The 22,349-nt window shown below is 55.2% G+C and carries 24 protein-coding genes; 17 read left to right on the top strand and 7 right to left on the bottom strand.

Annotated elements, in window-relative coordinates:
• The first annotated feature begins 72 nt into the window (after positions 1-72).
• The 8 genes from EPIR_RS10245 (at position 73) to flhE (ending at position 8,571) form a co-directional block, all read left to right on the top strand.
• Entirely contained in the window at positions 73-1,632 is a 1,560-nt protein-coding gene (locus tag EPIR_RS10245; RefSeq protein WP_023655320.1) for a methyl-accepting chemotaxis protein, read from the top strand.
• A 79-nt stretch (positions 1,633-1,711) separates the two neighbouring features.
• Positions 1,712-2,587, top strand: coding sequence for a protein-glutamate O-methyltransferase CheR (gene cheR / locus EPIR_RS10240; protein WP_023655319.1), 876 nt, complete (start codon positions 1,712-1,714; stop codon positions 2,585-2,587).
• Positions 2,587-3,636: a protein-glutamate methylesterase/protein-glutamine glutaminase gene (locus tag EPIR_RS10235; protein ID WP_023655318.1), complete on the top strand. Its 1,050-nt coding sequence runs from the start codon at positions 2,587-2,589 to the stop codon at positions 3,634-3,636. The genes cheR and EPIR_RS10235 overlap by 1 nt, the downstream gene beginning before the upstream one ends.
• A gap of 102 nt (positions 3,637-3,738) precedes the next feature.
• Positions 3,739-4,128, top strand: coding sequence for a chemotaxis response regulator CheY (cheY, locus tag EPIR_RS10230; RefSeq protein ID WP_023655317.1), 390 nt, complete (start codon positions 3,739-3,741; stop codon positions 4,126-4,128).
• A gap of 13 nt (positions 4,129-4,141) precedes the next feature.
• Positions 4,142-4,786, top strand: coding sequence for a protein phosphatase CheZ (gene cheZ / locus EPIR_RS10225; RefSeq protein ID WP_023655316.1), 645 nt, complete (start codon positions 4,142-4,144; stop codon positions 4,784-4,786).
• A 161-nt stretch (positions 4,787-4,947) separates the two neighbouring features.
• Positions 4,948-6,099, top strand: coding sequence for a flagellar biosynthesis protein FlhB (gene flhB / locus EPIR_RS10220; protein WP_023655315.1), 1,152 nt, complete (start codon positions 4,948-4,950; stop codon positions 6,097-6,099).
• The gene (flhA, locus tag EPIR_RS10215; protein ID WP_023655314.1) at positions 6,092-8,179 is read left to right on the top strand and encodes a flagellar biosynthesis protein FlhA; all 2,088 of its coding nucleotides are present in this window, start codon (positions 6,092-6,094) and stop codon (positions 8,177-8,179) included. The genes flhB and flhA overlap by 8 nt, the downstream gene beginning before the upstream one ends.
• The gene (flhE, locus tag EPIR_RS10210) at positions 8,179-8,571 is read left to right on the top strand and encodes a flagellar protein FlhE (protein ID WP_048697318.1); all 393 of its coding nucleotides are present in this window, start codon (positions 8,179-8,181) and stop codon (positions 8,569-8,571) included. Before flhA ends, flhE begins: the two co-directional genes overlap by 1 nt.
• Positions 8,572-8,671: 100 nt before the next feature.
• Here flhE and argS read toward each other — a convergent pair whose 3' ends face one another.
• On the bottom strand, positions 8,672-10,402 hold the full coding sequence (argS, locus tag EPIR_RS10205) for an arginine--tRNA ligase (protein WP_023655312.1): 1,731 nt from the start codon (positions 10,400-10,402) through the stop codon (positions 8,672-8,674).
• 310 nt (positions 10,403-10,712) lie between these two features.
• Between argS and EPIR_RS10200 the strand changes: the two genes are divergently transcribed.
• The gene (locus EPIR_RS10200; RefSeq protein ID WP_023655311.1) at positions 10,713-11,282 is read left to right on the top strand and encodes a VOC family protein; all 570 of its coding nucleotides are present in this window, start codon (positions 10,713-10,715) and stop codon (positions 11,280-11,282) included.
• On the opposite strand, the gene EPIR_RS10195 is transcribed toward EPIR_RS10200, so the two are convergent.
• Positions 11,276-12,415 (bottom strand): MalY/PatB family protein, encoded by a 1,140-nt coding sequence (locus tag EPIR_RS10195; RefSeq protein WP_023655310.1) that lies wholly within the window; start codon positions 12,413-12,415, stop codon positions 11,276-11,278. The two genes, EPIR_RS10200 and EPIR_RS10195, sit on opposite strands and share 7 nt — an antisense overlap.
• Before the next feature lie 88 nt (positions 12,416-12,503).
• Between EPIR_RS10195 and cutC the strand changes: the two genes are divergently transcribed.
• The 3 genes from cutC (at position 12,504) to EPIR_RS10185 (ending at position 13,845) form a co-directional block, all read left to right on the top strand.
• A complete protein-coding gene (gene cutC / locus EPIR_RS10190; RefSeq protein WP_023655309.1) occupies positions 12,504-13,259 on the top strand; it encodes a copper homeostasis protein CutC in 756 nt (251 codons plus the stop codon).
• 223 nt (positions 13,260-13,482) lie between these two features.
• Positions 13,483-13,641, top strand: a complete 159-nt coding sequence (locus tag EPIR_RS18720) for a hypothetical protein (protein ID WP_023655308.1) — start codon at positions 13,483-13,485, stop codon at positions 13,639-13,641.
• A gap of 9 nt (positions 13,642-13,650) precedes the next feature.
• Positions 13,651-13,845, top strand: a complete 195-nt coding sequence (locus tag EPIR_RS10185; protein WP_023655307.1) for a hypothetical protein — start codon at positions 13,651-13,653, stop codon at positions 13,843-13,845.
• 154 nt (positions 13,846-13,999) lie between these two features.
• Here the strand turns inward: EPIR_RS10185 and cmoB are convergent, their stop codons facing one another.
• From cmoB to EPIR_RS10160, 5 genes are all read right to left on the bottom strand, one after another.
• Positions 14,000-14,968 carry a tRNA 5-methoxyuridine(34)/uridine 5-oxyacetic acid(34) synthase CmoB gene (gene cmoB, locus EPIR_RS10180; protein WP_048697313.1) on the bottom strand — a complete coding sequence of 323 codons (969 nt, stop codon included), beginning with the start codon at positions 14,966-14,968 and terminating at the stop codon, positions 14,000-14,002.
• Entirely contained in the window at positions 14,965-15,705 is a 741-nt protein-coding gene (gene cmoA, locus EPIR_RS10175) for a carboxy-S-adenosyl-L-methionine synthase CmoA (RefSeq protein WP_023655305.1), read from the bottom strand. The genes cmoB and cmoA overlap by 4 nt, the downstream gene beginning before the upstream one ends.
• Before the next feature lie 85 nt (positions 15,706-15,790).
• The gene (locus tag EPIR_RS10170; RefSeq protein ID WP_048697484.1) at positions 15,791-16,186 is read right to left on the bottom strand and encodes an MAPEG family protein; all 396 of its coding nucleotides are present in this window, start codon (positions 16,184-16,186) and stop codon (positions 15,791-15,793) included.
• Between the two features lie 86 nt (positions 16,187-16,272).
• Positions 16,273-17,097 (bottom strand): DUF72 domain-containing protein, encoded by an 825-nt coding sequence (locus EPIR_RS10165; RefSeq protein ID WP_023655303.1) that lies wholly within the window; start codon positions 17,095-17,097, stop codon positions 16,273-16,275.
• Positions 17,098-17,201: 104 nt separating this feature from the next.
• Positions 17,202-17,768, bottom strand: coding sequence for a hydrolase (locus EPIR_RS10160; RefSeq protein ID WP_023655302.1), 567 nt, complete (start codon positions 17,766-17,768; stop codon positions 17,202-17,204).
• A 312-nt stretch (positions 17,769-18,080) separates the two neighbouring features.
• Here EPIR_RS10160 and aspS point away from each other — a divergent pair, with 312 nt between their 5' ends.
• The 5 genes from aspS to ruvA all read left to right on the top strand — a co-directional run bounded on the left by aspS (position 18,081) and on the right by ruvA (position 22,344).
• Positions 18,081-19,868, top strand: coding sequence for an aspartate--tRNA ligase (aspS, locus tag EPIR_RS10155; protein ID WP_023655301.1), 1,788 nt, complete (start codon positions 18,081-18,083; stop codon positions 19,866-19,868).
• A complete protein-coding gene (gene nudB / locus EPIR_RS10150) occupies positions 19,868-20,302 on the top strand; it encodes a dihydroneopterin triphosphate diphosphatase (protein WP_023655300.1) in 435 nt (144 codons plus the stop codon). Before aspS ends, nudB begins: the two co-directional genes overlap by 1 nt.
• A 62-nt stretch (positions 20,303-20,364) precedes the next feature.
• Positions 20,365-21,108, top strand: coding sequence for a YebC/PmpR family DNA-binding transcriptional regulator (locus EPIR_RS10145; protein ID WP_023655299.1), 744 nt, complete (start codon positions 20,365-20,367; stop codon positions 21,106-21,108).
• 31 nt (positions 21,109-21,139) lie between these two features.
• The gene (gene ruvC / locus EPIR_RS10140) at positions 21,140-21,661 is read left to right on the top strand and encodes a crossover junction endodeoxyribonuclease RuvC (protein ID WP_023655298.1); all 522 of its coding nucleotides are present in this window, start codon (positions 21,140-21,142) and stop codon (positions 21,659-21,661) included.
• A 68-nt stretch (positions 21,662-21,729) separates the two neighbouring features.
• Positions 21,730-22,344 carry a Holliday junction branch migration protein RuvA gene (gene ruvA, locus EPIR_RS10135; RefSeq protein ID WP_023655297.1) on the top strand — a complete coding sequence of 205 codons (615 nt, stop codon included), beginning with the start codon at positions 21,730-21,732 and terminating at the stop codon, positions 22,342-22,344.
• Positions 22,345-22,349 lie beyond the last annotated feature (5 nt).

The following is a 22,349-nucleotide window of genomic DNA, read 5'->3' as shown; positions in this document are numbered from 1 at the left end:
TCGACGCTGCGCGTACAGGGGCTGCGTCGAATAATTTTTTACTTTGCAGGCTATATCTCTGGGGAGATCGCAATGTTAGGTCGTTTACGTATTGCTGGCACGGTTATCTGCCTGTTTGGCCTCTTCTGTGTGATGCAGATTGTGGCTAGCGGCTTGTCATTTAACTCATTCCGCCTTGATGCCCACAATATACATCAGGTGGAGATCAGTGGCGGTCAGCGCGATGCGCTGGGCGAAAGCTGGGCGGCACTGCTGAGCACCCGACTGACCTTGAGCCGGGCCAGTACCCGTGCCGCGATTAATCGTCCTCATGAACAGGTGATCAGCCTGATGAGTAAGGCGCAAGCCGACTTGGTAACAGCCGATAAAGCGTTTAAAGATTTTCAGGCTATCCCGGCGGTGACACCTGAAGGCGAGGTGTTGAAGCAGCAGATCGCGACGGCCTATGACGTCTACTACAACGAGCTGGCGCAGCTGGCCGAGTATCTACGTAACGATCGGCTACAGGCCTTCCTCGACTCACCGACGCAGGGCAAACAGGATCAATTCCAGCTTCAATATAACCGCTGGATGGAGCATATCGACGAGCTGCGCGATCATGCTGGTGAAGCTAGCAAAGGCTTCTATTTCCAGTCGAAGGTGATTTTTGCCGCGTCTGTGGTGCTGTCGTTGCTGTTGACGCTGGCGGCACTTATCTGGGTAAAACGCGGCCTGATTGCGCCACTGGCACGTATGCGTAGCCACTTTGAACGCATTTCTCACGGCGATCTGAACGGTCAGATAGAAAAGTGGGGAAGCAATGAGCTGGGGCAGCTGTTTACCAGCTTGCAACATATGCAACAGGCGCTGGCGTCGACGGTACGTGATGTTCGTGACGGCAGCCGCAGTATGCAGAGTGGTATTCAGGAGATCGCCTTAGGGAATAACGATCTCTCTGCGCGTACCGAGCAACAGGCGGCATCGCTGGCCCAGACGGCGGCCAGTATGGAACAGCTGACCGCAACGGTGTCGGCCAACGCTGATAATGCGCGTCGGGCTTCAGAGCTGGCACGCTCTGCTTCTGGCACCGCGCATAAGGGCGGTACGTTAACTGATAACGTGGTGACCACCATGAACGGCATTGCCGACAGTTCGAAAAAAATTGCCGATATTACCAGCGTCATTGATGGGATTGCCTTCCAGACCAATATTCTGGCGCTGAACGCGGCGGTAGAAGCGGCGCGTGCCGGTGAGCAGGGGCGTGGCTTTGCCGTCGTCGCCGGTGAAGTGCGTAGCCTCGCGCAGCGCAGCGCCGGAGCAGCGAAAGAGATTAAAACACTGATAGAAGAGTCCGTATCGCGCGTTGATCAGGGAGCCGGGCTGGTGGCTTCAGCCGGAGACACCATGACCGAGATTGTGCAAAGCGTGACCCGGGTCAATGAAATTATGGGCGAGATCGCGGCGGCAAGTGATGAGCAGCGACGCGGTATCGAACAGGTGGCGCTGGCAGTCAGCCAGATGGATCAGGTTACCCAGCAGAATGCCGCGCTGGTCGAAGAAGGTGCCGCCGCGACCGATGCACTGGAAGCACAGGCTGGACAGCTGACCGAAACGGTAAGCCGTTTTGCGCTGGATGATGCCCGGCAAGAATAGGGACTGACCCGCAGGCCGCAAAAGCCCGCAGGACAGTCAGATGATATGGATAACTTATCCGCGCTTGCGGGATGGCAAAATGAAGAAAACGACGTTGTTAGCTCCACCGGAAAATGAATCGCTGCTGACGCAGATGGTTCAGCGCCTGCCGTTATCCGATACGCATTTCAAGCGTATCAGTCAGTTGATTTATCAGCGGGCTGGCATCGTCCTTGCGGACCATAAGCGTGAGATGGTTTACAACCGTTTGGTACGCAGACTGCGTACCCTGAACATTGACGATTTTGGTCGCTATCTCGCGCTGCTGGAAAAGGATGTCAATAGCGCCGAATGGCAGGCCTTCATCAATGCACTGACCACCAACCTGACGGCATTTTTCCGAGAGGCGCACCACTTCCCGGTTCTGGCACAACACCATGCAGCGCGCAGTTCGGGCACTTACAACGTCTGGTGTGCGGCAGCGTCAACCGGCGAGGAGCCTTACTCCATCGCCATGACGCTGGCAGAAACCCCTACCGGTGGAGCGGGGAAATTTCAGATCCATGCCAGCGACATTGACACTCAGGTCTTGGAAAAGGCGCAGGCGGGCGTATACCGCCAGGATGAGCTGCGCACGCTATCCCAGCAGCAGCTTCAGCGCTTCTTTCTGCGCGGTACAGGGCCCCATGAGGGCATGGTGCGGGTACGACCGGAGCTAACGAACCGGGTAAGCTTCTCTCAGCTCAACCTGCTGGGGAATGAGTGGGCGCTGCCCGGCACCTTTGATGCCATTTTTTGCCGCAACGTAATGATCTACTTTGATAAAGAGACGCAGGAAAAGATTTTGCGGCGTTTTGTTCCCTTGCTAAAACCAGGCGGTCTGCTGTTTGCCGGTCACTCAGAAAACTTTAGCCAGATAAGCAAAGAGTTTTATCTGCGTGGCCAGACGGTCTATGGACTGACTAAGGAAAGATAATGAGTAAAATCAAAGTATTGTGTGTTGATGATTCATCTCTGATGCGTCAGTTAATGACCGAAATTGTCAACAGTCACCCCGACATGGAGATGGTGGCTTCAGCACCGGATCCGCTGGTAGCGCGGGAATTGATCAAGCAATTCAATCCGGACGTGTTAACGCTGGATGTTGAGATGCCGCGTATGGACGGCCTCGACTTTTTGGAAAAACTGATGCGCTTGCGCCCGATGCCGGTGGTGATGGTCTCCTCACTGACCGGGCAAGGCTCTGAAATCACCCTGCGTGCGCTGGAACTGGGGGCGATAGACTTTGTCACCAAACCGTCTCTGGGGATACGCGAAGGGATGCTGGCCTATAGCCAGACCATCGCCGACAAGGTACGCGCGGCCTCACGCGCACGTCTGCCGACGCGTGGTGCGCAGCCCGCACCGGTGATGCTGAAGGCCGGCCCACTGCTGAGCAGTGAGAAGCTGATCGCTATCGGTGCCTCAACCGGGGGCACAGAGGCGATTCGCCATGTGCTGCAACCGCTACCCGCTACCAGCCCGGCATTACTGATTACTCAGCATATGCCGGCAGGGTTCACCCGCTCGTTTGCCGACCGTCTGAATAAGCTGTGCCAGATTACGGTGAAAGAAGCGGAGGACGGGGAGCGTATTCTGCCCGGCCATGCCTATATCGCGCCGGGGGCTATGCACCTTGAGCTGGCGCGTAGCGGCGCGAACTATCAGGTCAAATTGAATGACGGGCCGCCGGTTAATCGTCATAAGCCGTCGGTCGATGTGCTATTTAACTCCGTCGCGCGCTTTGCCGGTCGAAACGCCGTTGGGGTGATCCTGACTGGTATGGGTAACGACGGCGCCGCCGGATTGCTGGCGATGAATCAGGCCGGAGCCTGGACTATCGCCCAGAACGAAGCCAGTTGTGTGGTATTCGGCATGCCCCGTGAAGCGATAGCGCTCGGGGGAGCCAGTGAAGTGCTGGACCTTCACCAAATCAGCCAGCATATGCTGGCAAAAATCAGCGCCGGACAGGCGTTACGTATCTAGGACGTGTTGCACAGTCAGAATTGACGCACGGCGGTATGCGTGTGCGCTGGTGTGACACAGCCTAAAACGGTCCTCGTAGGGCTACAAAAAACGGGAGTAGTTATGGTCGATAAAAATATGCGGTTTTTGGTGGTAGACGATTTCAATACGATGCGTCGTATCGTCAGAAACCTGTTAAAAGAACTGGGCTTTAACAATGTGGAAGAAGCGGAAGATGGCGTTGACGCGCTGAACAAGCTGCGCGCTGGGGGTTTTGACTTCGTGGTTTCCGACTGGAACATGCCGAATATGGATGGACTGGAACTGCTGAAAACCATTCGTACCGACGCCGCGTTAAGCAAGTTACCGGTATTGATGGTGACGGCTGAAGCCAAGAAAGAGAACATCATTGCCGCCGCTCAGGCGGGCGCCAGCGGCTATGTGGTTAAACCCTTCACAGCAGCAACCCTGGAAGAGAAGTTAGGCAAAATCTTCGAAAAACTGGGTATGTAAGTCAGGAGCCGAGATGAGTACTATTCCGAAACCTAATGTTGATGCTGCTTCGGCACAGGACATTATCTCCAAAATTGGTTCACTGACGCGGATGCTGCGCGACAGCCTGCGTGAGCTGGGGCTGGATCACGCGATTGCCGAAGCGGCAGAAGCGATACCGGATGCCCGCGACCGCCTCGATTATGTGGTACAGATGACCGCGCAGGCGGCAGAGCGCGCGTTAAATGGCGTTGAAGCCTCACAGCCGCGTCAGACGCTGTTGGAAGAGGGAGCGAAGGGGCTGAAAGGGCGCTGGGATGAGTGGTTTGAGCACCCTGTCGAACTGGCCGATGCCCGCTCTCTGGTTTCGGACACCCGCGGCTATCTGGAAGCGGTGCCGGAACATACGTCTTTCACCAACTCCCAGCTGATGGAAATCATGATGGCTCAGGATTTCCAGGATCTGACTGGCCAGGTGATTAAACGGATGATGGACGTGATCCAGGAAATCGAACGTCAGCTGCTGAACGTTCTGCTGGAAAACGTGCCGGAGCAAGGCCAGCGCAAGCCAAAAGAGACCGATAATCTGCTTAATGGTCCGCAGATTAATGCGGCTGCGCCGAACGTCGTGGCAAGCCAGGATCAGGTCGATGACCTGTTGGATAGCCTCGGTTTTTGATCACAGTGGCGGACGTTGTCCGCCGCTATCTCCCCTCACGCCAACCTCGCACTTAATACCATTCCACAAATAACCCCCTATTTAGCTGCTTACTCGAGGCATCACCCCTGTATGAATTTGGCATCCTAGCGGCTGTCATTCCGTGCTGAAGGTCAGAGTTCGTGTCTCAGGATAGTGATGAGGAAAAAACAGAGTCCCCCACGGCCCATCGTCTGGAAAAGGCGAGGGAAGAAGGACAGATCCCGCGTTCGCGTGAACTGACATCTATCCTGATGCTGGTCGCCGGTTTGAGCATCCTATGGGTAGGTGGCGAGTGGATGGGGCGCAAATTGGGCGCGCTGTTGGCGGATGGCCTGGTATTTAACCATTCGATGGTGAGCGATACCAGTCAGATGCTTCGCCAGATTGCTAATTTATTGCAGCAGGCCGTGCTGGCGGTGCTGCCAATGATGTTTGGCCTGGTGGTGGTGGCAATTGCCGCACCCATGCTGCTCGGCGGTTTGGTGCTCAGCGGCAAGGCGATTAAATTTGACCTCGGAAAAATGAACCCCATCAAAGGGTTGGCGAAACTGGTATCCGCACAATCCGCAGCGGAGCTGCTGAAGGCGGTGCTGAAAGCCACGCTGGTCAGCATTGTTTGCGGTCTGTATATCTGGCACCACTGGGCCGACATGCTGCGTTTGATGGCGGAGTCACCGCTTAACGCCCTGGCTGGCGCCATGAATATGATCGCCATGTGCTGCATTCTCGTGGTGCTTGGACTGTCGCCGATGGTCGGCTTTGACGTTTTTTTCCAGCTGTACAGTCATTTTAAGAAGTTGCGCATGTCGCATCAGGATATACGCGATGAGCACAAACAGCAGGAAGGCGACCCGCATGTTAAAGGGCGGATCCGCCAGCAGATGCGCGCCGCCGCGCGCCGCCGCATGATGGCCGATGTACCGAAAGCCGATGTCATTGTCACCAACCCGACTCACTACTCGGTAGCGTTACAGTATGACGAAAAGAAAATGAGTGCGCCGAAAGTATTGGCGAAAGGTGCAGGGGAAATCGCCCTGCGTATCCGTGAACTGGGCGCAGAGCATCGAATTCCCGTCCTCGAAGCCCCGCCGCTGGCGCGTGCACTCTATCGCCACAGTGAAATTGGTCAGCATATTCCGGGCACGCTGTATGCGGCCGTGGCTGAAGTACTGGCCTGGGTATGGCAACTACGCCGCTGGAAAGTGGAAGGCGGCCTGATCCCGAAACGACCTGTTAAACTGCCGGTGCCGGAAGCGCTGGACTTTGCTGGAGAACAAAAATCTGATGGCTAATCTGGCCGCTTTACTACGCCTACCGGGCAGCATGAAAGAGACGCAGTGGAAGGTACTGGCCGGGCCAGTCCTGATCCTGCTGATCCTGTCAATGATGGTGCTGCCGTTACCGCCTTTCATTCTCGATCTGCTGTTCACCTTCAATATTGCATTATCGATTATGGTGCTGTTGGTGGCGATGTTTACCCAGCGTACGCTCGATTTCGCCGCCTTCCCGACCATTTTGCTGTTCTCAACCCTGTTGCGCCTTGCGCTGAACGTCGCCTCGACGCGCGTCATTCTGATGGATGGCCACACCGGGGCGGGTGCTGCCGGGCGGGTGGTTGAAGCCTTCGGCCACTTTTTGGTCGGCGGCAACTTCGCTATCGGCATCGTGGTATTTATCATTCTGGTTATCATCAACTTTATGGTTATCACCAAGGGTGCAGGACGTATTGCCGAGGTAGGCGCGCGTTTTGTGCTCGATGGTATGCCGGGTAAGCAAATGGCGATCGATGCTGACCTGAACGCCGGTTTGATTGGCGAAGAGGAAGCAAAAAAGCGCCGTAGCGATGTGACTCAGGAAGCCGACTTCTACGGCTCAATGGACGGTGCCAGTAAATTTGTGCGCGGTGATGCCATTGCCGGGATTATGATCATGGTGATCAACGTCATCGGCGGCCTGCTGGTCGGCGTGATCCAGCACGGTATGGATGCAGGACATGCGGCGGAAACCTACACCCTGTTAACCATCGGTGACGGGCTGGTGGCGCAGATCCCGGCGCTGGTTATCTCCACGGCCGCAGGTGTGATTGTCACACGCGTTGGCACCGATCAGGATGTTGGCGAGCAGATGGTCGGCCAGATGTTCAATAACCCGCGCGTTATGATGCTCAGCGCCGGTGTACTGGGCATGCTGGGCCTGGTTCCGGGCATGCCGAACTTCGTCTTCCTGCTGTTTACCGCCGGGCTGCTGGCGCTGGCATGGTGGGTTCGTGGCAAACAGATGGCACCGCAAGCACCCGCCGTGGCGCAGTCATCCAGCATGCAGCCGGAAAACGCAGGCAGCCTGGAAGCCACCTGGGGCGATGTTCAGCTGGAGGATTCGCTGGGCATGGAGGTAGGGTATCGTCTGATCCCGATGGTAGACAGCGCGCAGGATGGCGAACTGCTTGGACGTATTCGCAGCATCCGTAAGAAATTTGCCCAGGAGATGGGCTTCCTGCCGCCGGTGGTGCATATCCGTGACAATATGGATTTGACCCCCGCACGCTACCGCATATTGATGAAGGGCGTGGAAATTGGCAGCGGTGACGCCTTCCCTGGCCGCTGGATGGCGATTAATCCGGGCACGGCGGCCGGTACGCTACCGGGCGAGAAGACCATCGATCCGGCATTTGGGCTGGAGGCCATCTGGATCGACAGCGCCCTGAAAGAGCAGGCGCAGATCCAGGGATTTACCGTGGTCGAAGCCAGTACCGTGGTGGCCACCCATCTCAACCACCTGATTGGCCAGTACGCCAGCGAGCTGTTTGGTCGTCAGGAAGCGCAGCAGCTGCTCGACCGCGTCACTCAAGAGATGCCGAAACTGACGGAAGACCTGATCCCTGGTGTGATTACCCTCACCACCCTGCACAAAGTATTGCAGAATCTGCTGGCTGAACGGGTTTCCATTCGCGATATGCGGACGATTATCGAAACGCTGGCAGAACATGCGGCGGTGCAGACCGATCCTCAGGAGTTGACTTCCGTGGTGCGCGTCGCGCTTGGCCGGGCCATCACCCAGCAATGGTTCCCCGGAGCGGGTGAAGTACAGGTCATCGGATTGGACACTACCCTTGAGCGCCTGTTGTTGCAGGCCCTACAGGGCGGCGGTGGACTGGAGCCGGGGCTGGCAGACAGACTGCTGGCGCAGGCGCAAACCGCGTTGCAGCATCAGGAAGGGCTGGGAGCACCGCCGGTACTGCTGGTTAATCATCCGCTAAGGGCGCTGCTGGCACGTTTCCTGCGCCGTAGTTTGCCGCAGCTGATGGTGATTTCAAATATGGAACTGACTGACAACCGGCAAATTCGCATGACCTCAACCATTGGTGCCCAGTGATGAAAATGATCCTGTGGCTGCTGCTGAGCGTTCCCGTTCTGGCTGCGGCGGCTGACGGTGGATGGCAGGCCAGCGGCACCGGGCCTGCGCTGTCGAATCGGGGTGTGCAGGCCTCGTCCCAGCCGCTAAATCCGGCTGCCCCGGTGGGCGGAACCATCACGGATGTCTACTGGCGCTATACGCTCAGTGCACCCGCGCCCGCCGGTTTGCAGGTGCGGCTGTGCTCAACAAGCCGTTGCGTGGCGATTGAGGGCGGTAGTGGGATGACGCGCGGTTTAACCAACGTGGCTGCGGGAGAAACGCTGCGCTTTATTTGGCTGGTGGAGGGAAAAGGACGGGTGTATCCACCACTGCGCGTGGTCAGTAACGAGGTCATGGTCAATTACCATTAGTGCGGGGAGCAGTGAGCGGATAAGGCGGGTTGGCTAACATTATCCGTTAATCGCGGCGTTGATAACCGGGCCGATGTGCTTCACACCGGCCCCGGCAGATTTACATGCGTTCTACCGTTTCAATCCCTAACGTATCCAGACCCTGTTTCAGGGTTTTCGCCGTTAACAGCGCCAGACGCAGACGACTCTGTTTGGTGGCTTCATCTTCCGCGTTGAGAATAGGGCAATGTTCGTAGAAGCCGGAGAACAGGCCAGCCAGGTCGTACAGATAGGCACACATCACATGCGGCATGCCGTCACGCGCCACCTGGGTAATCGTCTCTTCAAACTGCAACAGGCGAACGGCAAGAGCGGCTTCACGGTCATCAATAATACGCGTTACCCCACCCACCGCATCTGCATCGATACCGGCTTTGCGGAAGACCGACAGCACGCGAGTATAAGCGTACTGCATATAGGGGGCGGTATTGCCTTCAAACGCCAGCATATTGTCCCAGTCGAAAATATAGTCAGTAGTGCGGCTTTTTGACAGGTCGGCGTATTTGACCGCGCCGATACCGACGATATTTGCCAATGTTTTCAGCTCTTCGGCGGGCATGTCCGGATTTTTTTCCGCGACCAGCTTAGTGGCGCGATCCACCGCTTCATCCAGCAGATCGGACAACTTGATCGTACCGCCAGCACGGGTTTTAAACGGCTTACCGTCTTTGCCCAACATCATACCGAACATATGGTGCTCTAACGGGATTGTGTCCGGCACGTAACCCGCTTTGCGCACGATAGTCCAAGCCTGCATCAGATGCTGGTGCTGGCGTGAATCGATGTAATACAACACCCGATCGGCTTTCAGCGTTTCATAACGGTATTTGGCGCAGGCGATATCGGTGGTGGTGTAAAGATAGCCGCCATCCTTTTTCCGAATGATCACGCCCATCGGTTCACCTTCCTTGTTTTTATACTCATCAAGGAAAACCACCGTTGCACCTTCGCTCTCTACCGCCAGCCCTTTGGCTTTCAAATCCGCCACGATGCCAGGAAGCATATCGTTGTACAGGCTTTCACCCATTACATCGTCACGCGTCAACGTCACGTTCATGCGGTCATAAATCAGCTGATTCTGCGTCATGGTCACGTCAACCAGCTGTTTCCACATTTTGCGGCAGTACTCATCCCCGCCCTGCAATTTAACCACGTAACCACGTGCACGCTCGGCGAACGCCGGATCTTCATCATAGGTGCGTTTTGCTTCACGGTAGAAGGCTTCAAGGTCAGCCAGCGCGATCGCTTCGTGCTGTTCGTTCTGCTGTTTTTCCAGGAAGGCAATCAGCATACCAAACTGGGTGCCCCAGTCGCCGACGTGGTTGGCGCGGATCACCTTATGACCGAGAAACTCCAGGGTACGCACCGCTGCATCGCCAATGATGGTCGAACGGACGTGACCGACGTGCATTTCTTTGGCCACGTTAGGCGCAGAGTAATCAATAACCACCGTTTTGGGCGCGACAGGCGCGACGCCGAGTTTTTCGGCCGTCAATACGCTGTCAATTTGTGCAGAAAGCCACTGCTGCTCAAGGAAAATATTGATAAAACCGGGTCCGGCAATTTCAACTTTATGGGCAATACCGCTAAGATCCAGCTGCTCCAGCACCTTTTCAGCCAGTTGTCGCGGCGGCATACCCAGTTTTTTTGCCACGGCCATCATGCCGTTGGCCTGGTAATCACCAAACTGTGCTTTTGCCGACTGACGAACCTGAGGCTCGCAATCTGCCGGAGCACCTACCGCGATCATCGCCTGACTGACTTTTTCTGAAAGAAGGGCCTGAATATTCACCGAGTTACCTTAAATTTTCTCCGCCCACGCGGGCGGGCAAGAGGTTGTCACCACGTCGCGACAAGAAGATAATCATCCCTTGCCAGCAACGTTCAAAAAAGAAGGGGAAAAGTATACTGCATTTAGAGACAAGTTATCCAGGAACCTGAGGGTGCGGCGGGTGCATACTGCGGCTCCGCTGCGGGCAAGAAGGGCGTATTTAAAGCCTGTTATCATAACGTGGCCCATTATTGCCTGATGTTGTCGGGCAGAATAGCGATGACGCCGTGCGCTTCGGCCATGATCGATCGAGAAAGGAAAGGATTTTGTGATGTCAGATATGAAAAATGTACAAGAGCTGGCCGATTTAGTCGCCGATTTGCCGCGTTTTACCGAATCAATCCACCATTTGGCGCAGCGGTTAGCGCTGGATTTGCCGCCGCTGGAAGTCGATCATATAGCGTTACGTTGTCACCAATACGCTACCGCAGAACGCTGGAAGCAGGGGCTGTTACGCTGCGGTACGCTATTTTCACAAAAGGAGATTGCCGGGCGGCCCATCGCGCTGTTTGAGTTAGCCACGCCGCTCGAGGTCGGGCCGTGGAAAATTAGCGTAGTTGAACTGCCGTGGCCGGGGCAACGTCTCTACCGCCATGAAGGCTGGGAGCATGTGGAAGTGGTGCTACGTGGTGATGTGAGCCAGTTAGGCACGCGCGCCCTGGCGCTGATGGCCGACGAGGGGCTGACGCAGCAGGGCATATCAATTAAAACCAGTGCGCCACGGGGAGAAGGGGAAGCGCTGCCAAATCCTACGCTGGCGGTGACCGATGGCCAGGTCACCATTAAGTTTCATCCCTGGAGCCTGAAAGAGATCGTCGCCAGCGAAAGTGAGGTTCAGTGACCCACCGCCTGCGTCATGCGCTGTAGCGCTTCTTCAAGCAGCTGGCGTTGACAGCCGAAGTTGAAACGGACAAACCGATCGTTACCAAAGTCGCGTCCCGGTGAGAATCCAAGTCCGTGTTCTTCGAAGAAAAGCGCCGGGTCTGCCACGCCAAGTCCGCTGGCATCGATCCAGCCGAGGAAGCCCGCTTCCGGCGTGACCATGCTCAGGCCCGATAACTGATTGACGTGCTGCGCCAGCCTGTCACGATTAGTGCGCAGATAATCCAGCTGCGCGTCCAGCCAGGGCTGACCATCGCGCCAGGCGGCGCCGGCAGCGACATAAGCCAGCACATCGACATCGGGTACAATTCCTTTGCGCATGCGGTTAAAGCGCGCGCGCAGCTCAGGGTTGGGGATCACTGCCAGTGAAGCACCCAGCCCGGCGATGTTGAAGCTTTTAGACGGCGACAGCAGGGTTATCGAGCGCTGTGCCGCATCATCGCTCAGACTGGCGAAAGGAATATGGCGGATACCCGGCTCCAGCACCAGATCGCAGTGGATTTCATCCGAGCAGACCAGCAGGTCGTGGCGCTGCGCGAAGCGCAGCTGTGCCTCCAGCTCGCTGCGGCGGTAGACGGTGCCGCCGGGATTATGCGGATTACATAGTAGTAGCAGCTTTTCGTTACCGCTCAGCCTGTCCTCCTGGCTGTCCAGATCCAGCACCCAGCGCTGTTGCTCCAGCCGTAGCGCTACGCTTCGATGCGTCCGCCCGGCTAATTTGGGTGCCAGGAAGAAGGGCGGGTAAATAGGACTTGCAGAGACTGTGCTTTGATGCGCTTCAGTAAATGCGCGCACCGCGATGTTGATACCGGTCACTACGCCGGGCAAAAAAACCAGCCACTCTGGCTGAATTTTCCAGCCATAACGGCTATCCATGCGTTCAATGGCGGTCGCCGCGAAGTCTTCAGACGTGACGCCGTAACCGAAAACTCCTTGCGACACACGCTGCTGTAAAGCGTTAATAATGCACTCGGCAGCACGAAAGTCGGTATCGGCAATCCATAGTGGAATAATATCCCGGTCGCCGTACTTTTTCCATTTAAGGCTATCGCTGTGACGGCGGTCTATCCGCCGATCGAAATTGAATGGCATGATAATGTTCTCTGTTAGTTTAAACACTAATTCAGCAACGCTAAGTATACATAAACAAACAGCCCAGCAGTGATAACCGGAGGACAGGATGCGACAACTGGAAATATGCTGCTACGGAGTGGAATGCGCAGTAACGGCAGAGCGTGCGGGCGCCGACCGCATTGAATTGTGCTCTGCACCTGCAGAAGGCGGGTTGACGCCTTCGGCTGGCGCATTAGAAAGCGTGCGTCAACGTGTGAGCATTCCTGTTCACCCTATCGTGCGTCCGAGAGGGGGCGATTTTTGTTACAGCGCCGCTGAGTTTGACCTGATGAAGTCCGATATCTCGTTTATTCGTGAACGGGGATTTCCAGGACTGGTCATCGGCTTGCTGGATGTTGACGGCCATGTGGATCTGCCGCGTATGCGCCAGGTAATGCAACTGAGTCAGGGGATGGATATCACCTTTCATCGTGCATTCGATCTGTGCCATAACCCGCTGATGACGATGGCACAGATCGCGGATTTAGGGGTGACGCGGATCCTGACATCCGGCCAGCAACAAAGTGCTGAAAGTGGTTTACCTTTGATCAGGGAACTTATCCGCCAGTCTTGTACTCCAATTATTATGGCCGGAGCGGGAGTCCGTCTGAGCAACCTGCAAAAGTTTATTGATGCGGGCGTGATGGAACTTCACAGTTCAGCAAGCCAGCGGGTTTCCTCAACCATGCGTTACCGCAAAGCGGGCGTTTCAATGTGTTCTGACACTGAAATCGACGAGTTCAGCCGTACCTGCGTCGATGCCGATGTGGTCGCCGCGATGAAAAATGTGCTTATGGCGGCTTCACCGGGACGAGTGGCATGAAAGTTGAAATGCAATTGACGTTTACCCAGCGTCAAACGCACAGCAGATTTTGCCGCGCAGCACGTCGAACGTTGACGTGATGTTTGCAAGTACCAGACCCCAGCACCTTTGTTGGGGTTTTTTTTGTTGCTTAAGCCAGCGGCATTCTCAGCTGATATGACAACTGAATCACATTTCAGAGATTGACAGAAGAATCAGTAAAATACGCTAAATAAGTGAAAGAATGGCTAAAATCTGCGGGGATGCAGAAGCGTCGGGTGGAATCGAAAATATCCATGATAAAAAGGCATATCTCATTGGTAAATCCTTTGAAGAAATGCAATTTACCGGCTGGAGTTTCGTGGTATTTGTTATCATTGTAGCCGTGTTAAAAATCGGCTGAGGAGTCACTATGGCAGAGCCTTTTGTTCCAACTAACCAGCAGAACGCTCAACAGTCCAGCGCTCAGGGTGCAACTTCAGGTCATGCGCCCGCAAACGCCAAAGGCGATCTGGGTATGCCGAGAACAATACCGACCCCAGCGTTGGAAGTCTCTTTGGAAAGCCTTGATTCGCTTATTGAGCAAAGAAAAAACCATCCGCGCTGAGCTAACCGGCGCATCCCTGAAGCAACATTTTTACGCAATGGGCCGTTATGACATGTGCCGATATATTGCGCTGTCTATGAGCGGCAAGAGTTAAAGGCCGATCGGTTTCCCGGTCGGCCTTTTGCACAGAGCATCTTCATCAGGTGCCGTGCTATCAGGATTTCGTTGCTACCAGCACGGCTCGTAGCGGCGCGGGATAGCCCTCTACCGTTTTTGTTGGATCGTCAGGATCGAGGAATTCAGCCAACGATTCGCTGGTCATCCAGCTGCTGCGGCGCTGCTCGTCGGTGCTGGTGAAGGAATGGTCAACGATACGCACATTGACGAAGCCACATTTCTCCAGCCAGTTTTTCAGCGCACCGGCCGAAGGAATAAAGTAGATATTACGCATTTGCGCGTAACGTTCGCCCGGTACAAGCACCTGCTGGTCGTCAGCATCTATTACTAACGTCTCCAGCACCAGTTCACCGCCGCTCACCAGCTGATTTTTTAACTGGTACAGGTGGTCAAGCGGTGAGCGGCGGTGGTAGAGCACGCCCATGGAAAACACCGTATCGAATGCCTTTAGCTCCGGCAGCTGTTCAATTCCCAGCGGCAGCAGGTGAGCGCGCTGGTCATTACCCAGCAGTTTACGCACCGCTTCAAACTGACACAGAAACAGCTGCATCGGATCGATACCGACCACCAGATGTGCCCCCGCGCCGAGCATGCGCCACAGGTGATAGCCACTGCCGCAGCCCACATCCAGCACGGTACGACCGGCCAGCGAAGAGATATGCGGCAGCACCCGGTCCCACTTCCAGTCAGAGCGCCACTCGGTCTCGATATTTACGCCGTAAAGCGAGAAAGGGCCTTTGCGCCACGGCATCAGATTGCGCAGCAGTTTCTCAATACCGTCACGCTGGCGCGAGGTGAGCTGGCTGCTGTCGGCCGTTACGCCATGCAGTAAATCCAGCGATTCGGGCACCAGGCTTGGCAGATATTCCACCGAACGATCCCAGTTTTTGAAATGGCCGTGCAGCGACTCACGCTGCCAGGCAGCAAGCTGGGCGGGTAGGGTCTCCAGCCAGTGGGAGAGCGGGCTTTTAGCAATGAGCTGATAAAAGTTGGTGAAATCCATCAGGCGTGACCTGCTTTCAGGGCTACCAGAGAGCCAAAGTTAAAACATTGGAACCACAGTTCTGCATGCTGGAAGCCGGCCAGCTGTAGGCGCTGCTTATGGGTTTCTACGCTGTCAGTGAGCATCACGTTTTCTAGCATGCTGCGTTTCTGACTGATTTCCAGCTCGCTGTAGCCGTTGGCGCGTTTAAAGTCGTGATGCATATTGAATAACAGTTCGCCCACGTCTGCGTCGGCAAAGCTGAACTTCTCGGATAACACCAGCGCACCCCCCGGCTTCAGTCCCTGCCAGATGGTATTCAGTAGCTGCTGACGCTCTTCCGGCTGTAGAAATTGCAGGGTAAAGTTCAGCACCACCAGTGAGGCGTTTTCGATGGGTACCTCACGAATATCGGCCTCGATCACTTCAACCGGCGTATCGGCGCGAAAGGCATCAATATGCCGACGGCAGCGTTCAACCATCGCCGGTGAGTTATCGACAGCAATGATCCGGCAACCTGCCGCCTTGATATTGCGCCGCACTGCGAGGGTGGCAGCACCCAGTGAACAACCGAGATCGTAGACCTGAGAGTCGTTCTGTACAAAGCGCTCCGCTAACATACCAATCATGGAAATGATATTTGAATAGCCGGGCACGGAACGCTGGATCATATCGGGAAACACTTCAGCAACGCGCTCATCAAACGTCCAGTCGCCGAGTTTGGCTACTGGCGTAGAGAACAGCGTATCGCGGTTAGACATAGTGGTAAGTCCGGGGAAGCTAACAGAAAGGGCGTATTCTGGCAGAAAGCGGCGTGGGCTGCATCTTTTCTGCCATCTTGCGTGCTTAATCCGCCGTCAATATCAGATCCCAGGGCAGGAAAATCAGATTGACGATAACCATACCCAACAGGGACAGCAGCGTCAGGACCATGCCATTGCGCCGCCACAGCAGCGTGCGGCTGCGCAAGCCCCAGGCGTGTAACAGACGACCAAAGAAGAAAAACAGACCCAGCAGATGGAGCAGCCAGATATTGGCCCCGTTCATCTCCATCATTACCAGTAGCAGCAGGGCGATCGGAATATTTTCCACCGCATTGCCGTGAATTCGGATGGCAAGCTGAATATCAGAAATGCCGCCGTCGCCAATCGATACGCGATACTGGCGGCGCAGGCGGACGACGTCCAGCGAGAATTTAACAATGAGAAGCGCACCAAGCACCACGTAGAGAGCACTAACCATTCCATACCCCATCATGTAAGAAATATCCTGCTGATAGGGTAGCTAACAATTGTCAGGCTGTCGCCCCACATTCTGGCAGGAGAATATCAAAACAAACTCTCTTGCTGCGGCCAGTCAGGCGCTTCTCCCAGCTGGGGCAGAGCACGCTGTAGTTCTGGCCACAGATGGCGCACCAGATCCGGCGCGAAGCCGACATCCGGGGTGTGGATAAATAACCACGGCTGGCCAGTACGGCTCCATTGCGGTAAACGATCCAGCCAGGATTGAAACCAGCGCAAATTAGCCTGTGCGTTATCTCCGCCGATAAAACGGATCATGGGCGCATCGGATGTCATCACCGCATGTACCGGCAGCTTTGGTTTTTTATGCTGGGCTTCGATAATGGCCGCGCTGGATGGAATGGCGCTGTGAACGCCACGCGTATCAAGGATAACCCGGTTAACGTTACGCTGGTGCAGCCCGCGATTGAGCGCGCGCTCCGCCTCGCCTTTGGCAAAAAATTCAGGGTGTCGTACCTCAACACCATAGCGGAACGGCTGCGGCAGTGCGTCCAAAAACGCCCAGAGTGCAGGCAGATCCGAGGGTGAGAAGGCGGAAGGAAGTTGCAGCCAGTACTGGCCGATGCGGTCAGCCAGCGGATCCAGCAGGCTAAAGAATTCCGCACAGAGATCGCCACACTGACGCAGCGATGCCTGATGGCTTATGGTGGCGGGAAATTTGAAGCAGAAACGAAACCCGTCGTGCGTCATTGAACGCCAGCGCTGTACTATCTCCGGTTTTGGCAGAGCGTAGAGCGTGGTGTTGCCCTCAACGCAGTTAAAGTAGCGCGCATAATCTTCCAGGGTCGTCATTCCCAGCTTTTTCCATTGCGGGTGCTGCCACTGCGGCAGGCCGAGGTAAAACGGCATCATCGCGTATCCTGTTGAGATTGCTTGCCGCCGAATGTAACGTTTCCGGCGACGGTTGCGCAAGAAAGCATAAGAGATACCGCTTCACCGCGCTTGCCGACAGCGGATCACAATGCGGCCATCACCTCGTTGCTATGACGAACACGGGCAATACGCGGGAAGATCCAGTTCATGCTGGCCTCATGCTGCTCAAGGCTGGCCGTGCTGCAAATATCTTCGGCGATGATCAGATTAAAGCCCAGTTCCCAGGCGTTACGAGCAGTAGACTCGACGCCAATGTTGGTGGCAATGCCGCCCAGCACCAGCGTGTCAATGCCGCGACGCCGCAGCTGCAATTCCAAATCGGTGCCGTAAAAAGCCCCCCATTGGCGTTTGGTCACGTGAATATCATCAGGCTGTACGCCTAAAGCGGCAGGAAAATTCCACCAGTTTTCCGGCAGCGCAGCGCTGCCGTGAGCGGCATCAACCGGCTGCCGTAGCGCATCGGTAAAGTCTGCGGACCAGCCGACGCGCACCAGCACAACCGCTGACTGCGTGGAACGAAATTTTTCTGCCAGCTTCGCGGAGCGTGCTATCACGTCACCTGCGCTGTGAGGCCCCTGTGCATAGGGCAGAATACCTTCCTGTAGATCGATCAGCACCAGCGCGGTGGTTTTTGGGTTCAGTGTCAACATTGCTCTCTCCGTACAGATAGCGAAAAAAGGTAAGAATACAAAGTAAAAGTTCCTTGTTACGATGAAATTAATGTTATTAAAGCAGCGAGTTGTGTTAGCGGGTATGACATGCGGCTGCCGTTTTGTTAATCAGTTAACGCCAATGGGGTGATAGCGGATGTTTTTCTGGCGTTTTCCCTCATGGACAACACTTATCCTGTAAGCCATTTTCCATTATAATGAACGCCATTTTTCGCGGCAGCAGCGCTACTCAAAGCCGGGTATTGATTAAAAATGCTGCGCCAGCAGCGCTGAAGTTAAAAGGATAACGTTATGCGTACCGAGTATTGTGGACAGATCAACCTGTCTCATGTAGGCCAGCAAGTGACATTGTGCGGTTGGGTTAACCGCCGCCGCGACCTCGGCAGCCTGATCTTTATTGATATGCGTGACCGTGAAGGTATCGTACAGGTGTTCTTCGACCCGGACCGCCAGGAAGCTTTCCAGCTGGCTTCTGAACTGCGTAACGAGTTTTGCATTCAGATCGTTGGCACCGTGCGTGCACGCGACGAAAAAAATAAAAATGGTGACATGGCGACCGGTGAAATTGAAGTTTTCGCCACCGAACTGACCATCATCAACCGCTCTGAACCGCTGCCGCTGGATTCGAACCACATTAACAGTGAAGAAGCCCGACTGAAATATCGCTATCTGGATCTGCGTCGTCCTGATATGGCGAACCGCCTGAAAACCCGTGCCAAAATTACCAGTTTTGTGCGGCGTTTTATGGACGATCAAGGTTTCCTCGACATTGAAACGCCGATGCTGACCAAAGCCACGCCGGAAGGCGCTCGTGACTATCTGGTGCCAAGCCGCGTGCATAAAGGGAAGTTCTATGCATTGCCGCAGTCGCCACAGCTGTTTAAACAGCTGCTGATGATGTCGGGCTTCGATCGTTACTACCAGATCGTCAAATGTTTCCGTGATGAGGATCTGCGCGCCGATCGCCAGCCTGAATTTACCCAGATCGACGTGGAAACGTCATTTATGACCGCACCGCAGGTGCGCGAAGTGATGGAACGCCTGGTGCGTGATCTGTGGCTGGACGTCAAGTCGGTGGATCTCGGTGCATTCCCGAGCATGACTTTCGCTGAAGCGATGCGCCGTTATGGTTCTGATAAACCGGATTTGCGCAATCCGATGGAGCTGGTGGATGTTGCCGACCTGCTGAAGGATGTTGAGTTTAAGGTGTTCTCCGGCCCGGCAAATGATGTGAAAGGACGTGTGGCGGCGCTGCGGGTTCCGGGTGGTTCGGCTTTAAGCCGTAAGCAAATTGACGATTACGCCAAGTTTATTGAGACCTACGGTGCGAAAGGCCTGGCTTACATCAAGGTTAACGAACGTGCTAAGGGCATTGAGGGGATCACCAGTCCGGTGGCGAAATTCCTCAATGCAGAGATCGTTGAATCCATTCTACAGCGTACCGCTGCGGCCGATGGCGATCTGATCTTCTTTGGTGCCGACAGTGCGAAAGTGGTGGCCGATGCGCTGGGCGCGCTGCGCCTCAAGCTGGGTCGCGATCTGAAAATCACCAACGAATCGGCCTGGGCTCCGCTGTGGGTGCTGGACTTCCCGATGTTTGAAGATGACGGTGAAGATGGTCTGACCGCCATGCATCACCCGTTTACCGCGCCGAAAGAAATGTCGCCAGAACAACTGAAAGAAGCACCCGAAACGGCCATTGCTAATGCCTACGATATGGTCATTAATGGTTATGAGGTGGGCGGCGGCTCGGTGCGTATTCACAACGGTCAGATGCAGCAAACGGTGTTCGGCATTCTCGGCATTACCGAGCAGGAGCAGCGAGAGAAGTTTGGTTTCCTGCTGGACGCGTTAAAATTCGGTACGCCACCGCACGCCGGTCTCGCTTTCGGCCTCGACAGGCTGGTGATGCTGCTGACCGGAACGGATAATATCCGTGACGTGATCGCCTTCCCAAAAACTACCGCTGCGGCCTGTCTGATGACGGAAGCACCTAACTTTGCTAATCCGGCGTCTCTTAGCGAGTTGGGTATTGAAGTGGTGAAAAAGGGTAAAGATCAGCCATTAGAGAATGATTAATGGCTTTTAAGCATCCGGTGTCGGTTCTGGTGGTGATATACGCTGGCGACACCGGGCGGGTGCTGATGTTGCAGCGGCGTGATGATGTTGATTTCTGGCAATCGGTGACCGGCAGCCTTGAGCCGGGCGAAAGCCCGGCACAAACCGCACGACGCGAAGTGCAGGAAGAGACGGGGATTGATGTTGATGGCGAGCAGCTGACGATCGTCGACTGCCAACGTCATATCGACTTTGAAATCTTTATGCATTTTCGCCATCGCTATGCGCCGGGGACCACCCATAATCGGGAATACTGGTTCACCCTGGCGCTGGCGAATGAGCGAGACATCACGTTGAGCGAGCACCTGGCTTTTCAGTGGCTTGATCCTCTGACCGCCGCTGCGCTGACCAAGTCCTGGAGTAATCGCCAGGCAATTGAAGAATTTGTCAGTTAAATTGGATTATTTTTTAACTTAGCCAGCAAGATAGCCTGTGCAATACGGAGAGAATATTTAAGATGGCGGGACATAGTAAATGGGCAAACACCAAGCACCGCAAAGCGGCTCAGGATGCCAAACGCGGTAAAATCTTCACCAAAGTTATCCGTGAACTGGTGACCGCTGCCAAATTGGGCGGTGGGGATGCCGGCTCGAACCCTCGTCTGCGTGCCGCAATGGACAAAGCGCTGGCAAACAATATGACGCGTGACACCATGAACCGTGCTATCGCACGCGGCGTTGGCGGCGATGATGATTCCAACATGGAAACCATCATCTATGAAGGCTACGGCCCGGGCGGCACTGCCGTTATGGTTGAATGCCTGAGTGACAACCGTAACCGTACCGTTTCTGAAGTGCGTCATGCCTTCACTAAAACCGGTGGTAATCTCGGCACTGACGGATCTGTCGCCTATCTGTTCACCAAAAAGGGTGTGATCTCTTACGCACCGGGCCTGGATGAAGATACGGTAATGGATGCAGCGCTGGAGGCGGGTGCTGACGACGTAGTGACCTATGACGATGGCGCGATCGACGTGTTTACCGCCTGGGAAAATATGGGCGCAGTGAAGGATGTGCTGGATGCTGCCGGACTTCAGGCAGAAGGCGCTGAAGTGACGATGATCCCATCGACAAAAGCAGATATGGATGCGGAAACCGCGCCGAAACTGCTGCGTCTGATCGATATGCTGGAAGATTGCGATGACGTGCAGGAAGTTTACCATAATGGTGAAATTTCTGACGAGGTGGCGGAAACCCTTTGAGGCTTCGCCCGTCGCTTGTCGGGAGCGCATAATGGCCATAATTCTGGGAATTGACCCCGGTTCGCGCATCACCGGCTACGGCGTGATACGCCAGACGGGGCGGCAGTTGAGTTATCTGGGTAGCGGTTGTATCCGTACCAGCGTCACCGACCTGCCGTCCCGCCTCAAACTGATTTATGCCGGAGTGACTGAAATCATCACCCAGTTCCAGCCTGAATATTTTGCTATTGAGCAGGTATTTATGGCGAAGAATGCCGACTCGGCACTCAAGCTCGGGCAGGCCCGTGGAGCGGCGATCGTCGCAGCGGTCAATCAGGATCTGCCGGTATTTGAGTATGCTGCCCGCCAGGTAAAACAGACGGTGGTTGGCATTGGCAGCGCCGAAAAAAGCCAGGTGCAGCATATGGTGCGAACCTTGCTTAAACTGCCGGCCAACCCTCAGGCAGATGCGGCAGATGCGCTGGCCATTGCCATCACCCATTGCCACCTGAGCCAGAACGTCACCCGTATGGGAGAGGGTAATCTCAACCTCGCACGCGGCCGCCTGCGTTAAAAGCTGTATATCTATCCAGCTTTTTTATGCTATAAACTCCCTCATTACTGTTAATTAAGGAAGCTATTGTGATAGGTCGTCTGAGAGGCATTATCCTGGAAAAACAGCCGCCGGTCGTGTTGATTGAAGCCAGCGGTGTCGGTTATGAGGTGCAGATGCCAATGACCTGTTTTTATGAGCTTCCCGATATTCAGCATGAAGCGATTATTTTCACCCATTTTGTGGTGCGTGAGGATGCTCAGCTGCTGTTCGGCTTTAACAGCAAGCCGGAACGCGCGTTGTTCCGGGAACTGATCAAGGTTAACGGCGTTGGTCCAAAACTGGCGCTGGCTATTCTTTCCGGCATGTCGGCGCAGCAGTTTGTCACCGCCGTTGAGCGTGAAGAGATCGCCGCACTGGTGAAACTGCCGGGTGTTGGTAAAAAAACCGCCGAGCGGCTTGTGGTCGAAATGAAAGACCGCTTCAAAGGTATGCACGGCGATCTGTTTGCCAGCGATGCGCCGTTTGCACTCACCAGTGAAATGCCAAAAGAGACGGCCAATGATGCCGAGAGTGAAGCCGTAGCCGCGTTGACCGCACTGGGCTACAAACCTCAGGAGGCCAGCAGGATGATTGCTAAGATCGGCAAACCTGATGCTGACTGCGAAACATTAATTCGTGAAGCCCTGCGCGCGGCAATTTGAGGTAG

This window comes from Erwinia piriflorinigrans CFBP 5888, from assembly GCF_001050515.1.
GTDB classification, from domain to species: Bacteria; Pseudomonadota; Gammaproteobacteria; order Enterobacterales; family Enterobacteriaceae; genus Erwinia; species Erwinia piriflorinigrans.
This window is presented reverse-complemented; position numbering and strand designations above follow the sequence as displayed.

Bases quoted from the DNA above. Each gene is read 5' to 3' on its own strand.
- EPIR_RS10245 (WP_023655320.1), top strand. From the start codon at position 73: ATGTTAGGTCGTTTACGTATTGCTGGCACGGTTATCTGCCTGTTTGGC.
- cheR (WP_023655319.1), top strand. From the start codon at position 1,712: ATGAAGAAAACGACGTTGTTAGCTCCACCGGAAAATGAATCGCTGCTG.
- EPIR_RS10235 (WP_023655318.1), top strand. From the start codon at position 2,587: ATGAGTAAAATCAAAGTATTGTGTGTTGATGATTCATCTCTGATGCGT.
- cheY (WP_023655317.1), top strand. From the start codon at position 3,739: ATGGTCGATAAAAATATGCGGTTTTTGGTGGTAGACGATTTCAATACG.
- cheZ (WP_023655316.1), top strand. From the start codon at position 4,142: ATGAGTACTATTCCGAAACCTAATGTTGATGCTGCTTCGGCACAGGAC.
- flhA (WP_023655314.1), top strand. From the start codon at position 6,092: ATGGCTAATCTGGCCGCTTTACTACGCCTACCGGGCAGCATGAAAGAG.
- flhE (WP_048697318.1), top strand. From the start codon at position 8,179: ATGAAAATGATCCTGTGGCTGCTGCTGAGCGTTCCCGTTCTGGCTGCG.
- EPIR_RS10200 (WP_023655311.1), top strand. From the start codon at position 10,713: ATGTCAGATATGAAAAATGTACAAGAGCTGGCCGATTTAGTCGCCGAT.
- EPIR_RS10195 (WP_023655310.1), bottom strand. From the start codon at position 12,415: ATGCCATTCAATTTCGATCGGCGGATAGACCGCCGTCACAGCGATAGC.
- cutC (WP_023655309.1), top strand. From the start codon at position 12,504: ATGCGACAACTGGAAATATGCTGCTACGGAGTGGAATGCGCAGTAACG.
- EPIR_RS18720 (WP_023655308.1), top strand. From the start codon at position 13,483: ATGGCTAAAATCTGCGGGGATGCAGAAGCGTCGGGTGGAATCGAAAAT.
- EPIR_RS10185 (WP_023655307.1), top strand. From the start codon at position 13,651: ATGGCAGAGCCTTTTGTTCCAACTAACCAGCAGAACGCTCAACAGTCC.
- cmoA (WP_023655305.1), bottom strand. From the start codon at position 15,705: ATGTCTAACCGCGATACGCTGTTCTCTACGCCAGTAGCCAAACTCGGC.
- EPIR_RS10170 (WP_048697484.1), bottom strand. From the start codon at position 16,186: ATGGTTAGTGCTCTCTACGTGGTGCTTGGTGCGCTTCTCATTGTTAAA.
- EPIR_RS10165 (WP_023655303.1), bottom strand. From the start codon at position 17,097: ATGATGCCGTTTTACCTCGGCCTGCCGCAGTGGCAGCACCCGCAATGG.
- EPIR_RS10160 (WP_023655302.1), bottom strand. From the start codon at position 17,768: ATGTTGACACTGAACCCAAAAACCACCGCGCTGGTGCTGATCGATCTA.
- aspS (WP_023655301.1), top strand. From the start codon at position 18,081: ATGCGTACCGAGTATTGTGGACAGATCAACCTGTCTCATGTAGGCCAG.
- nudB (WP_023655300.1), top strand. From the start codon at position 19,868: ATGGCTTTTAAGCATCCGGTGTCGGTTCTGGTGGTGATATACGCTGGC.
- EPIR_RS10145 (WP_023655299.1), top strand. From the start codon at position 20,365: ATGGCGGGACATAGTAAATGGGCAAACACCAAGCACCGCAAAGCGGCT.
- ruvC (WP_023655298.1), top strand. From the start codon at position 21,140: ATGGCCATAATTCTGGGAATTGACCCCGGTTCGCGCATCACCGGCTAC.